The organism is Arsenophonus sp. PmNCSU2021_1 (genome assembly GCF_036919435.1).
GTDB classification, from domain to species: domain Bacteria; phylum Pseudomonadota; class Gammaproteobacteria; order Enterobacterales; family Enterobacteriaceae; genus Arsenophonus; species Arsenophonus nilaparvatae.
The window spans coordinates 158,465-172,015 of record NZ_JAZHPL010000007.1; the positions used below are offsets into that span (position 1 = coordinate 158,465).

6 protein-coding genes and 11 pseudogenes are annotated in these 13,551 nt (G+C 37.8%); 9 read left to right on the plus strand and 8 right to left on the minus strand.

All coding sequences use genetic code 11. From position 1 onward, the window contains the following. Nucleotides 1-67: 67 nt before the first annotated feature. A pseudogene (locus V3224_RS18255) lies at nt 68-1,359 on the minus strand (AMP-binding protein); the annotation flags it as partial. Nucleotides 1,360-1,599: 240 nt separating this feature from the next. Between V3224_RS18255 and V3224_RS18260 the strand changes: the two are divergent. Next, nucleotides 1,600-2,575, plus strand: a pseudogene (locus tag V3224_RS18260) (IS701 family transposase). A 241-nt stretch (nt 2,576-2,816) separates the two neighbouring features. On the opposite strand, the gene V3224_RS18270 reads toward V3224_RS18260, so the two are convergent. The 5 genes and pseudogenes from V3224_RS18270 to V3224_RS18290 form a co-directional block, all read right to left on the minus strand. Beyond that, nucleotides 2,817-3,230: a Slp family lipoprotein gene (locus tag V3224_RS18270; RefSeq protein WP_334472175.1), complete on the minus strand. Its 414-nt coding sequence runs from the start codon at nt 3,228-3,230 to the stop codon at nt 2,817-2,819. Next, nucleotides 3,227-3,421 (minus strand): hypothetical protein, encoded by a 195-nt coding sequence (locus V3224_RS18275; RefSeq protein ID WP_334472176.1) that lies wholly within the window; start codon nt 3,419-3,421, stop codon nt 3,227-3,229. Before V3224_RS18275 ends, V3224_RS18270 begins: the two co-directional genes overlap by 4 nt. A 40-nt stretch (nt 3,422-3,461) precedes the next feature. Next, a complete protein-coding gene (tsaB, locus tag V3224_RS18280) occupies nt 3,462-4,157 on the minus strand; it encodes a tRNA (adenosine(37)-N6)-threonylcarbamoyltransferase complex dimerization subunit type 1 TsaB (RefSeq protein WP_334472177.1) in 696 nt (231 codons plus the stop codon). A 110-nt stretch (nt 4,158-4,267) separates the two neighbouring features. After that, a complete protein-coding gene (locus V3224_RS18285) occupies nt 4,268-4,588 on the minus strand; it encodes a helicase C-terminal domain-containing protein (RefSeq protein ID WP_442890682.1) in 321 nt (106 codons plus the stop codon). Between the two features lie 178 nt (nt 4,589-4,766). Beyond that, nucleotides 4,767-5,580 (minus strand): annotated as a pseudogene (locus V3224_RS18290) (ATP-dependent DNA helicase); the annotation flags it as partial. 70 nt (nt 5,581-5,650) lie between these two features. Between V3224_RS18290 and V3224_RS18295 the strand changes: the two are divergent. After that, nucleotides 5,651-6,335, plus strand: a pseudogene (locus tag V3224_RS18295) (IS701 family transposase); the annotation flags it as partial. Between the two features lie 197 nt (nt 6,336-6,532). Continuing rightward, nucleotides 6,533-6,823, plus strand: a pseudogene (locus V3224_RS18305) (transposase); the annotation flags it as partial. A gap of 19 nt (nt 6,824-6,842) precedes the next feature. Here V3224_RS18305 and V3224_RS18310 read toward each other — a convergent pair. Beyond that, nucleotides 6,843-7,160: pseudogene (locus tag V3224_RS18310) on the minus strand (ATP-dependent DNA helicase); the annotation flags it as partial. Nucleotides 7,161-7,399: 239 nt separating this feature from the next. After that, nucleotides 7,400-7,900 (minus strand): annotated as a pseudogene (locus V3224_RS18315) (ATP-dependent DNA helicase); the annotation flags it as partial. Between the two features lie 276 nt (nt 7,901-8,176). On the opposite strand from V3224_RS18315, the pseudogene V3224_RS18320 reads away from it, so the two are divergent. The 6 genes and pseudogenes from V3224_RS18320 to trpA form a co-directional block, all read left to right on the plus strand. Continuing rightward, nucleotides 8,177-8,674, plus strand: a pseudogene (locus V3224_RS18320) (anthranilate phosphoribosyltransferase); the annotation flags it as partial. Next, on the plus strand, nt 8,674-9,849 hold the full coding sequence (trpCF, locus tag V3224_RS18325) for a bifunctional indole-3-glycerol-phosphate synthase TrpC/phosphoribosylanthranilate isomerase TrpF (protein WP_334472079.1): 1,176 nt from the start codon (nt 8,674-8,676) through the stop codon (nt 9,847-9,849). The pseudogene V3224_RS18320 and the gene trpCF, both read left to right, overlap by 1 nt. 171 nt (nt 9,850-10,020) lie before the next feature. After that, nucleotides 10,021-10,599: pseudogene (locus V3224_RS18330) on the plus strand (transposase); the annotation flags it as partial. A gap of 197 nt (nt 10,600-10,796) precedes the next feature. Next, nucleotides 10,797-11,192: pseudogene (locus V3224_RS18335) on the plus strand (transposase); the annotation flags it as partial. A 150-nt stretch (nt 11,193-11,342) separates the two neighbouring features. Beyond that, nucleotides 11,343-12,547: pseudogene (gene trpB / locus V3224_RS18340) on the plus strand (tryptophan synthase subunit beta). Further along, a complete protein-coding gene (gene trpA, locus V3224_RS18345; protein ID WP_334472076.1) occupies nt 12,547-13,287 on the plus strand; it encodes a tryptophan synthase subunit alpha in 741 nt (246 codons plus the stop codon). Before trpB ends, trpA begins: the two are co-directional and overlap by 1 nt. Nucleotides 13,288-13,551 lie beyond the last annotated feature (264 nt).

A 13,551-nucleotide genomic window follows, 5' to 3' on the forward strand; every position in this document is an offset into this window, starting at 1 on the left:
AACTTGCAGATTGATCATTGCTTTTAAGCCATTTCTAGAATTTTATAGGCCTGTGCGAAACTCGTGCATCTTTCATCACTTCGTCGGTCATAGCAGGAGAGCGCCAATAACCCTTCATGACTTGAGGACCACGTACCAACATCTCACCGGGCTGGCCAATTGGAACTTCATTACCACTATTATCAATAAACTTGACTTCAGTTGAAGGCATATGCAACCCAATGCTACCATTATATTTACTTAAATTGTATGGGTTAACCGTCACTAATGGCGAACACTCAGTTAAACCATAGCCCTCCAGTAAACACTTGCCCGTCAGTTGTTGCCACTCTTCCGCTACTGTTTTTTGTACCGGCATACCACCGCCAATAGAAACATTCAAATGGGAAAAATCAAGTTTTCTAAATTCTTCATTATGCCACCAAGCATTAAATAATGTATTAACACCTGTAATGCCAGTAAAAGAATAACGCGCAAGTTCTTTAACCATTGCGGCAACATCCAGCGGATTAGTGATCAGCAAATTAGTACCGCCAATTTTAACAAATAACAAACAATTTACTGTCAAAGCAAAAATATGATACAGCGGCAACGCCGTCACAATAATTTCTTTACCTAACTGCATGGCAGGCAAATAAGTAGCTCTGCCCTGCTCAACATTTGCCAACATATTATAATGGCTAAGCATTGCGCCTTTTGCTGAGCCAGTGGTTCCGCCGGTATACTGGAGAAAAGCCAAATCTTCGCCAGAAATATCAGGTTTCACATATTGCATACGATAGCCTAATTGCATAACACGACGAAAAGAGTCGCTTGTGGCAAATAATATTTAGGTACCAGACGTTTTATATATTTAACAACAAAATCAACAATCGTCCCCTTTGGCCGAGACAGTTGATCGCCTAAACGGGTTAGAATAACATGTTTAACTTGGGTATTAAAAACGACTTTTTCTAATGTATGGGCAAAATTTGATACGATAACAATCGCAATAGCCTCACTATCACTAAGTTGATGTTCTAATTCTCTTGGGGTATAAAGCGGATTAACATTAACGACAGCCACACCTGCACGTAAAATACGAAAAAGTGCAACCGGATACTGTAATAAATTAGGTAGCATCAGCGCAATACGAGCGCCTTTTTGCAGACCTAAGCCATTTTGTAAATAGGCCGCAAACGCTCGACTACGCTCTTCCCGCTTACGATAGGTCATTATTTCACCCATATTAATGAAAGCTGGACGATCAGCATATGCTGTAACCGCATTTTCTAGTAAGTCTGCTAATGATGTTTCAGATACCGGTCCTATTTCTGCCGGTACATCAGATGGATAATTTTTTAGCCAGATTTTTTCCACTGTAACACACCTGATTTGAAACTAAGTGAAGTAACCGACAAAAATTAATTTGTTAACAAAATACTAACTCAGCATACTAGTTTGAGAACCGTTCTGTGCTAATGCTGAGATATGTATCACTATTTAATTTCAAATCTAGAATAAGTTTAAACTAAGCTAACTTATCAACTTCACGAGTTTCGCAATCTCCAAAAAAGAAGTATAAATTTAAAAACAAGAAAAAATCAGGGTGTTCATATTTTGTCGGGTTATCCATGTATTAAAGATATCTATAAAACATTCTTACAAGTAAGCAGTTTAAGATACTCTGGTTTAGCGTTATCAGAAGTAAGCCCATCGCCTTTATCTCATGACACTGTTAGCCGATGGCTAAAAAGTAGATGTTTTAGACCTAAAGACCTATGGCGATTAGTTGAACCTTCTATAGACAAAAAAAGCCCTTGCGTACTAATTGCCGATGATACATTGATTGCCAAAACACGTAGTAAAAAAATAGTGATGGTCCATTATCAATATTCAGGTAATGAACATGAGGTTATTGCTGGCATAGGTTTAGTTAATTTGCTTTGGCATGATCTGACGAAGGTTGAATCAATTCCTATCAATTATCGGATTTATGATAAAGATTCTGATGGAAAAACAAAAAACACGCACTTTTCCGAAATGCTCACTCTTGCTAAAAAAAGAGGGATCATGCCAGAAGCCGTAGTGATGGATGCTTGGTATTCTAGCCTGGATAACCTGAAATCAATTCGCTCTCATGGTTGGATCTGGGTAACCACGCTGAGGAAAAATAGGATTGTTAACCATAACAAACAACTGAACAAGTTAGACATCTCAGAAGAAGGAACGTCAATACACTTGCGAGGATATGGTTGGGTAACCGTTTTCAAATTTACAGCCAAAAACGGCCGTATTGATTACATAGTAACAAACAAAGAGAATCCCACTCGTCAATACCTCAAATCTATCATGGATGCCCGTTGGTCTGTTGAAGTTTATCATCGAGAAGTTAAACAACAACTGTGGTATTGAACGCTGTCAGGCTCGCACGAGCCGAGCGCAAAGAAATCATATTTTTCTCGCTATTTCTGCGTGGTTTGAACAACATAAACGTCGTATATCTGAAAAAATAACCCTTTATCAACAAAATTGGGACGTAATCAAAAGTGCTATTACTGAGCAAATCCGTGTTTTATTAGCGTACCCAAATTAGTTTTGTGCGAAACTCGTGAACTTCTAAATTTTGATTAATTTTCAGTTAGCTATAAAAATTAGCGTAATAATTATATATAAGATTAATTATATATCATTCGACTTTTTTTCGAAAAAACAATGCTTTTTATCATATTAGCGCATAACCGCACCTTTTAGCAGCGCAAAATCTGCTCAGCCTAAAAACCAATCAGGGTAAATATGGCAAAATATTTACCCTGACTGATTGATAAAACTAATAATTATTCGGTTAAATAAGTTCGTATTTCAGCCTCACCAACAGGATAACCCCAAGGGCCCCAATTCCAATAATAAGGCGAATTAGGATAGTTTGGATACCATGGCGATCCATATCCCCAACCTGAAGGTGGTAATACAACTGATTGCATTTGATTCCAACGTTGATAACCTGATACAACAATCTTGACATACTGGTAGGAAACTAAATCAATTTTGCCTTCTTCAATGCCAGTAATTGTCCCAACGACAGTAATATAGTGACCGCTAAAATCTGATGGCTCCAAAAAACGGCCAATATAAGCATAGATACGTCCTACCGATGGTGTATTTAACCTTGGCGCAGCGTCATATTTACTTAATGGCATCACTGCTATTTCAAGCCGAGTTTGGTTATTGTTGTTTAAAACAGAGATCACCTTACCGCCAAAGCGCCCTTCTTGACCAATATAAAGCTCAGGGGCCCCTCACTCACTGCTGATAAACTTTCAACCGGTGTTTGTGTCGTTCCCTTAATTGACGCGGGAATTGAAACACAGCCAGCTAATAAAACAACACCAGCCAACAGAGCAACCTTTATGGCAGCCTGGTAGTTTAACTTTATTTTCATAAACCACCCCTTAAAACGGCATAATAATTTTAAACAAGTATCAACGGCCGGGTAATTTTTTCCAACTAACCTCATTACGTAAATAAACCGGCTGGGCTTCTTCAGCGTCAACTGTTTTACCTTGTTGCCACTCTGGTAGAGCTAACAGCAACATATCTTGCGCATCAGGTAAAGAAATACCACTTTCCAATAAATTTAAATTTGTCGCTCTTAATATAGGATAGGCTGACCAACCTGTCCCGGCAATAGCCCATTGTCCAGTTAAGCCATTTATTTTGGCTAAAAACTGCTCTGGCTTGAGTACTACCTCACTTTCTGCACCTTGCCAAAACCCATCTGGTTTAAGTTCATAACAAGCAGAATAAATTTCGCCCATTCTGGCATCTATCGCTACCAGTACTTTTTTTGCACCTAATTGACGATAAGCTCCTTGCGCCATAGTTAACAGCGAAGAGATACCTATCATCGGTAAATTAGCCCCAAATGCCAATCCCTGAGCAATACTGACAGCAATACGAACGCCAGTAAAACTGCCTGGCCCACGCCCAAAAGCTAAAACATCGATATGTTGTAAATCCAGATGCGCATCAATAAGACACTGCTCTATCATCGGTAATATTTTTTTGGTGTGCTCCCGCGGTGAAACGGCAAATTGAGTAAAAATTTCTCCATCGCGCCATAGGGCGACAGAACACGCTTCAGTGGCGGTATCAATCGCTAATATATAGGTTGCCATATTTTAGATCCTGGCTATTTTTATGACTAAATAATTGCTAATACTAACATATTTTGTTGAATAGGAAGGTATCAATAAGAAAAAACTTATATGTTATCGCCACTATTTAATTAATTACTTAAGGACGTTTTTGCTAAAAAGTCAATCGACGCTTGCAAACTGCGTGTTCTAGGCGAAGGCGGTAAACTATTTAAAAAAATTTCACCATAAGGTCGCGATACTAATCGTTTATCACAAATAATAATAACCCCTGAATCATTAACATCACGCACAAGCCGGCCAGCCCCTTGCTTTAAATTAAGTACCGCATCAGGTAATTGGACATCATAAAATGCATTGCCGCCTTGGAGCTGACAATCTTGCATACGCGCTCGCAATAATGGTTCATCAGCCGACGTAAAAGGTAATCTATCGATACACGAGTTTCGCACCAATAAAAAAACGCTCTATTTTTAAGTTTAATTCAGCATAATATATAAATAGAAAAAATCTCATAAATTAAAAATAACTTATTGTAATTTAAGTAAATTTATACGTCTTAGCAAGTTACAGATTAATTATTGTTCTGAAGCCATTTCTAGAATTTTATATGCCCGTGCGAAACTCGTGGATAATGACACAAGAAAGAACATCGCCTTTAACATCAACACCTTCCCAAAAACTGCTGGTGGCTATTAATAATGCATTACCTGCTGCTATAAATTGTGACAACAATCGCGCTTTGCTGGTTTCTCCCTGCATCAAAACAGGTAAATTCAAACAATCGCGAAACATTGCTGTTAATTCACGCATCATATGAAGTGAGGTACATAAAAAGAAACAACGCCCCTGATTATGATCGATAACTGGCTTTAGCATGACAACTAATTGCTGAGCAAAGCCAGCTTCATTAATATCTGGCAAATAACGGGGCACACAAAGTAATGTTTGGCGCTGATAGTCAAATGGACTTGGTAAGATTAAATTATTGGCTTTCTCCAATCCTAGACGCTGGCTAAAATAACTTAATTTATCACTGATTGCTAAGGTAGCTGAAGTAAAGATCCAACTGCCTTTTTCAGTGGTTATCATATCATGAAATTTATCCTCCACCCTTAATGGTGTTAATGCTAATAAAAAATGGCGGCCAAAACTTTCAAACCAATAGCTAAACCCAGGTATTGTTGTTTCTTTTAACCGATTTAAACGATTACGATAAGTCGTTGTTCGACTCAAAAATAGCATCTAACGCGATAGAACGCCCCAGCGACAGTTTCATCATCTCATAGCTAAATTCCAATGCATCCTCAAGACGCTGCAACACACTGCTAACAGACTGTTGATTAAGTAATTGCTGCAAATTCCCTCTAAATCCATTTTCACCTAATGCTAATCGAAAATCTAAAGTAGCCTGGCTAATGCTATCGGCACACTTTTGTAATTGTCACGAGTTTCGCAATCTCCAAAAAAGAAGTATAAATTTAAAAACAAGAAAAAATCAGGGTGTTCATATTTTGTCGGGTTATCCATGTATTAAAGATATCTATAAAACATTCTTACAAGTAAGCAGTTTAAGATACTCTGGTTTAGCGTTATCAGAAGTAAGCCCATCGCCTTTATCTCATGACACTGTTAGCCAATGGCTAAAAAGTAGATGTTTTAGACCTAAAGACCTATGGCGATTAGTTGAACCTTCTATAGACAAAAAAAGCCCTTGCGTACTAATTGCCGATGATACATTGATTGCCAAAACACGTAGTAAAAAAATAGAGATGGTCCATTATCAATATTCAGGTAATGAACATGATGTTATTGCTGGCATAGGTTTAGTTAATCTGCTTTGGCATGATCTGACGAAGGTTGAATCAATTCCTATCAATTATCGTATTTATGATAAAGATTCTGATGGAAAAACAAAAAACACGCACTTTTCCGAAATGCTCACTCTTGCTAAAAAAAGAGGGATCATGCCAGAAGCCGTAGTGATGGATGCTTGGTATTCTAGCCTGGATAACCTGAAATCAATTCGCTCTCATGGTTGGACTCTGGGTAACCACGCTGAGGAAAAATAGGATTGTTAACCATAACAAACAACTGAACAAGTTAGACATCTCAGAAGAAGGAACGTCAATACACTTGCGAGGATATGGTTGGGTAACCGTTTTCAAATTTACAGCCAAAAACGGCCGTATTGATTACATACACGAGTTTCGCACAGGCCTATAAAATTCTAGAAATGGCTTAAAAGTAATGATTAATCTGCAAGTTACTGAAATGCATAAATTCACTTAATTTACAATAAGTTATATTTAATTTATAAGGTTTTATCTATTTACATATTATGCTGAATTAAACTTAAAAATAGAGCGTTTTTTTATTGGTGCGAAACTCGTGACATAGTAACAAACAAAGAGAATCCCACCCGTCAATACCTCAAATCTATCATGGATGCCCGTTGGTCTGTTGAAGTTTATCATCGAGAAGTTAAACAAAACTGTGGTATTGAACGCTGTCAGGCTCGCACGAGCCGAGCGCAAAGAAATCATATTTTTCTCGCTATTTCTGCGTGGTTTGAACAACATAAACGTCGTATATCTGAAAAAATAACCCTTTATCAACAAAATTGGGACGTAATCAAAAGTGCTATTACTGAGCAAATCCCTGTTTTATTAGCGTACCCAAATTAGTTTTGTGCGAAACTCGTGATTGTATCTGATCACGAATTTCTGTCCGATAAACGAGGGTAATATCACGTGCAAGTTCAAATAATTGACGGCTACTAAGCTGTTGGCCAAAGTATTGACTGTCAATATCGGGGATCTGATGCGCCTCATCAAAAATAACTACCTCCGCTGACGGAAGTAACTCGCCAAATCCAGTATCTTTTACCACCTTATCAGCCATAAATAGATGGTGATTGATAACCACTACATCGGCTTCTAACGCTTTTTTGCGCGCTTTAAGTACAAAACAACGCTGATAATGGGGACAATGACTGCCGATACAATTATCATTAACCTGAGTTCGGGATAAGCGTTAGTTATGAGAAAATAAAAATAGCTCATTTATCAATAAAAACCTTTTAAAATCAATAAAATGATAAAAAAGGGAATATTTTTAGTTGGTTGTAGGTTAAAAAATAAGCTATTTTCTCTGCTAAAATCATGAAAAAAGCCAAAACTTAGCACTGTTTTATGTAAAAATTTTAATTTAAGTAATTGAATATATAATGAAAAACTTTATATTCCTTATCCCGAACTCAGGTTATCATTAGTACTGGTTACTAATGGCCAAACAGCACTATCTTCGGCTACCTGATGACAATTACTGATATCACCATCTTCAGTTTCTATTGCCCAACTACGTAAGCGAACAATATCAGCAATCATTTCAGCGGCTAGTTGCTATCCAGCTAATGATTGCTGCTCAAGCCGCTCCAAACACAAATAATTAGCCCGCCCTTTTAATAAAGCGACATGACCTGAATAGGCTAAAGCCGCTTTAATAATCGGTAAATCACGATAATAGAGTTGATCCTGCAAAGTTTTTGAGCCGGTTGAGATCACGACTTTTTTGTTAGAACGTAAGGCCGGCACTAAATAAGCATAAGTTTTACCCGTTCCTGCCCCTGCTTCAACCACAAGCGTTTGTTGAGATTGAATTGCCGTCGTTATGGCGCGAGCCATTTCAATTTGCGCATCACGTGGCCGAAATCCAGGGATGGCACTAACCAATGGGCCATTAATAGAAAAATCGTCTAACACTTTAGTCTCATTATTTTAATTAGCGAAAATATTTTGCTGATGGTTACACTAGCCTAGGTAATAAAAGCTCACTTAGCATTATTCATTATTATCACGAGTTTCGCACAGGCCTATAAAATTCTAGAAATGGCTTAAAAGTAATGATTAATCTGCAAGTTACTGAAATGCATAAATTCACTTAATTTACAATAAGTTATATTTAATTTATAAGGTTTTATCTATTTACATATTATGCTGAATTAAACTTAAAAATAGAGCGTTTTTTTTATTGGTGCGAAACTCGTGTTTAATATTCTTGGCCCGCTAATCAATCCAGCTAAACCGCCAATTTCACTTATTGGTGTTTATGATCCTAAGCTAATTTTACCTATTGCTAAGACATTGCAATTAATAGGATATAAACGTGCTGCTGTTGTTCATAGTGGCGGTATGGATGAAGTTGCCTTACATGCCCCTATTCAAGTGGCTGAATTAAAACAAGATGAAATTTTAACTTACCAGCTAACGGCTCAAGATTTTGGCTTACCAACCTACTCTCTATCAGAATTAACTGGCGGCTCTGTTGATAAAAATTATCAACTTATTACCACATTGTTACAGGGTCACGGGAAGCCAGCTCATGCTAGCACCGTTGCTGCCAATGTCGCATTACTGATGAAGCTTAATAACCATGAAGATCTAAAAACCAATACCGATTTTGCTTTGCGGATTATTGGTACTGGAAAAGCCTATCAACGGTTAACCACACTAGCCAACAGGAGGAAGTTTCACTAATGCAAGCGACTATTTTACAAAAAATTATTGCAGATAAGATGACATATTTAGCGGCAAGAAAATTAAAGCAACCATTAATTAGCTTTATTGGGCAAATTACGCCAAGTGAACGCCATTTTTATACTGCTCTTTCGCAAAGCTATCCGGCATTTATTCTGGAATGTAAAAAGGCTTCACCATCGAAAGGCATTATTCGTCATCACTTTGATCCTGTACAAATTGCTAAAGATTACCAACATTATGCAACAGCAATATCAGTGTTAACTGATGAAAAATATTTTCACGGCAGTTTTGATTACTTACGCCTGGTGAGTAACACTGTGCCACAACCAATTTTGTGCAAAGACTTTATTATTGATCCCTACCAAATCTATTTAGCTCGCTTTTACCAGGCTGACGCTATCTTATTGAAGCTATCAATATTAGATGACCAAACCTATCAATCTTTAGCGGCACTGGCGAATAAATTAAAGATGGGCATTCTTACTGAAGTGAGTAACGAAGAAGAGCTAAAACGAGCGGTTAGGTTAAAAGCCAATATTGTCGGTATCAATAATCGTGATCTTCGCGATCTGTCAATTGATCTAAATCGCACTAAACAATTTGCCCCACAATTAGTCGGAAAAACATTAGTCATCAGTGAATCCGGTATTGATAGCCACCAACAAATTCGTCAACTCAGTAAACAAGTTAATGGTTTTTTGATCGGCCGCGCATTAATGGGTGAAGAAAATTTAATGTTAGCTATTCGTCGGCTAATTATTGGTGACAATAAAGTTTGTGGTCTCACTCGCCCACAAGATGCCCAAAGCGCTTATCAAGTTGGGGCGATTTATGGCGGTTTAATTTTTGCAGACAAATCGCCACGCAAAGTAACACTTGAGCAAGCAAGAGCCGTTATAACCGCAGCCCCTCTTAACTATGTTGGCGTTTTTCAACACCAGGTAAATTCATTAATCGCTGAAATTAGTCATCAGTTAAATTTATTTGCCGTCCAGTTGCATGGTTATAAAACAGCTGCTGACATTCAGCAACTTCGTTCTTTATTACCCACAAATTGCGAAATATGGCAAGCAGTTAATATGGCTCAATCACCACCTTGTTTCAACGCAAAAAATATCGATCGCTATTTACTTGATCATGGTGAAGGTGGCACAGGCAAAACTTTTGATTGATCCAAACTACCTGAGAAACATCTTGATAAAATTATGTTAGCCTGTGGATTAAATGCAGACAACTGCCAACAAGCAGCTGCGTAGGCCTTGATTTCAATTGTGCACGAGTTTCGCAATCTCCAAAAAAGAAGTATAAATTTAAAAACAAGAAAAAATCAGGGTGTTCATATTTTGTCGGGTTATCCATGTATTAAAGATATCTATAAAACATTCTTACAAGTAAGCAGTTTAAGATACTCTGGTTTAGCGTTATCAGAAGTAAGCCCATCGCCTTTATCTCATGACACTGTTAGCCGATGGCTAAAAAGTAGATGTTTTAGACCTAAAGACCTATGGCGATTAGTTGAACCTTCTATAGACAAAAAAAGCCCTTGCGTACTAATTGCCGATGATACATTGATTGCCAAAACACGTAGTAAAAAAATAGTGATGGTCCATTATCAATATTCAGGTAATGAACATGAGGTTATTGCTGGCATAGGTTTAGTTAATTTGCTTTGGCATGATCTGACGAAGGTTGAATCAATTCCTATCAATTATCTTATTTATGATAAAGATTCTGATGGAAAAACAAAAAACACGCACTTTTCCGAAATGCTCACTCTTGCTAAAAAAAGAGGGATCATGCCAGAAGCCGTAGTGATGGATGCTTGGTATTCTAGCCTGGATAACCTGAAATCAATTCGCTCTCATGGTTGGATCTGGGTAACCACGCTGAGGAAAAATAGGATTGTTAACCATAACAAACAACTGCACGAGTTTCGCACGGGCATATAAAATTCTAGAAATGGCTTCAGAACAATAATTAATCTGTAACTTGCTAAGACGTATAAATTTACTTAAATTACAATAAGTTATTTTTAATTTATGAGATTTTTTCTATTTATATATTATGCTGAATTAAACTTAAAAATAGAGCGTTTTTTTATTGGTGCGAAACTCGTGAACTGAACAAGTTAGACATCTCAGAAGAAGGAACGTCAATACACTTGCGAGGATATGGTTGGGTAACCGTTTTCAAATTTACAGCCAAAAACGGCCGTATTGATTACATAGTAACAAACAAAGAGAATCCCACCCGTCAATACCTCAAATCTATCATGGATGCCCGTTGGTCTGTTGAAGTTTATCATCGAGAAGTTAAACAAAACTGTGGTATTGAACGCTGTCAGGCTCGCACGAGCCGAGCGCAAAGAAATCATATTTTTCTCGCTATTTCTGCGTGGTTTGAACAACATAAACGTCGTATATCTGAAAAAATAACCCTTTATCAACAAAATTGGGACGTAATCAAAAGTGCTATTACTGAGCAAATCCGTGTTTTATTAGCGTACCCAAATTAGTTTTGTGCGAAACTCGTGTTCTGGTGTTGAACAGCGGCCTGGCATAAAAAGTTGCCATAAATTACAGATTACCTTTGAAAAATTGTTTGATTATTTATAAGCGTAACAATCAAATTAACAATTTAACGATCAGAACAACGGAATAAAGTAATGAGTAAATTAAATCCCTATTTTGGTCAATTTGGTGGTCAATATGTGCCTGAAATTCTTATTCCCGCACTTAACGAACTGGAACAGGCTTTCATCGAAGCCCAGCAAGATGATACGTTTCAACAACAATTTCACGATCTATTACAAAATTACGCTGGCCGTCCCACCGCCTTAACGCTATGTCGCAATTTAACCATCGGTACTAAAACTAAACTTTATCTAAAACGAGAAGATCTATTGCATGGCGGCGCACATAAAACAAATCAAGTGTTAGGCCAGGCTTTATTAGCCAAACGGATGGGCAAAACTGAAATTATTGCAGAAACTGGCGCTGGACAACATGGCGTTGCTACAGCACTGGCTTGTGCATTACTTGGGCTTAAATGTCGCATCTATAATGTCGCATCTATATGGGAGAGAAAGATGTCCAACGCCAATTGCCCAATGTATTTCGGATGCAATTATTGGGAGCTAAAGTTATTACGGTAAATAATGGCTCAGCAACCTTAAAAGACGCCTGCAATGAAGCCTTGAGAGATTGGTCAGCCAGTTATAGCAACACCCACTATTTACTTGGCACCGCAGCCGGGCCCCATCCCTATCCAACGCTAGTACGCGAGTTTCAAAGTATGATTGGCGATGAAGCCAAAGCACAAATTTTAGCTAGAGAAGGACGACTACCCGATGCCGTAATTGCTTGCGTTGGCGGAGGCTCTAACACTATCGGATTATTCACAGCGTTTAAATCAGAGCAAAATGTACGTCTAATTGGGGTTGAGCCAGCCGGTCTAGGTATCGACTCTGGCGCCCATGGTGCACCATTAAAACATGGTCGGCTTGGTATTTACTTTGGTATGAAATCTCATCTAATGCAAACCGATGAAGGCCAAATTAAAGAGTCTTATTCTATTTCTGCCGGGTTAGATTTTCCTTCAGTCGGACCAGAGCATGCTTATTTAAATAGTATTGGCCGTGCTGATTATGTCTCAATTACCGATAATGAAGCGTTATCGGCATTTAAAAAACTGGCTAATCATGAAGGTATTATCCCAGCTTTAGAGTCGTCACACGCCCTGGCTTACGCCTTAAAAATGATTGAAGCAGAACCGGAAAAAGAACAACTACTGATTGTTAATATCTCCGGCCGTGGAGATAAAGATATTTTTACTGTACAGGCTATTTTGCAAGCCAAAGGAGAGATCTAATGGAGCGTTATCAGCCCTTAAATGCTAAAAATCAGGCAGCATTCGTCCCATTCATCACCTTAGGAGATCCCAATGCAGAAATGTCATTAAAAATTATTGATACATTAATTGAAGCAAAAGCCGATGCATTAGAGATTGGTATCCCTTTTTCTGATCCATTGGCTGATGGTCCAACGATTCAAAAGGCCAATTTACGCGCACTTAATGCCAACATCACACCAACATCCTGTTTTGAGTTATTAGCACAGATCCGCAAAAAGCACCCTTTGATTCCTATTGGCTTATTAGTTTATGCAAATCTGATTTTTAACTATGATATTGATAACTTTTACGCTCAATGTCAGAATGCCGGCATCGATTCCGTTTTAATCGCCGATGTACCGATGAATGAGTCCCTGCCATTTCGCACTTCAGCGTTGCAACATAATATTGCACCAATATTTATTTGTCCTCCTAATGCTGATGACGATCTTCTACGCCAAATTGCTTTATATGGTCGTGGCTATACTTATCTACTCTCGCGTTCAGGTGTAACAGGCACAGAAAAAAAAGCCAATATTCCTGCTAGCCAGTTATTAACCAAGCTACAAGCCTACCATGCCGCCCCACCACTGTTAGGTTTTGGTATTGCTAAACCAAAACAAGTCACTGAAGCAATCAAAAATGGGGTAGTTGGCGCAATATCTGGCTCTGCGGTTGTAAAATTAACACGAGTTTCGCACAGGCATATAAAATTCTAAAAATGGCTTAAAAGCAATGATCAATCTGCAAGTTACTAAAACACATGAATTTTCTTAAATTACAATAAGTTGCATTTGATTTATAAGGTTTTATCTATTTATATATTATGCTGAATTAAACTTAAAAATAGAGCGTTTTTTTATTGGTGCGAAACTCGTGATTAATTGAAATTCATCATCAGCAATCTGATATATTACTAGCCAAATTAAAACAGTTTGTTTCACAGATGAAAATGGCTACGCAAAAATAGTCAATTTAAAGCT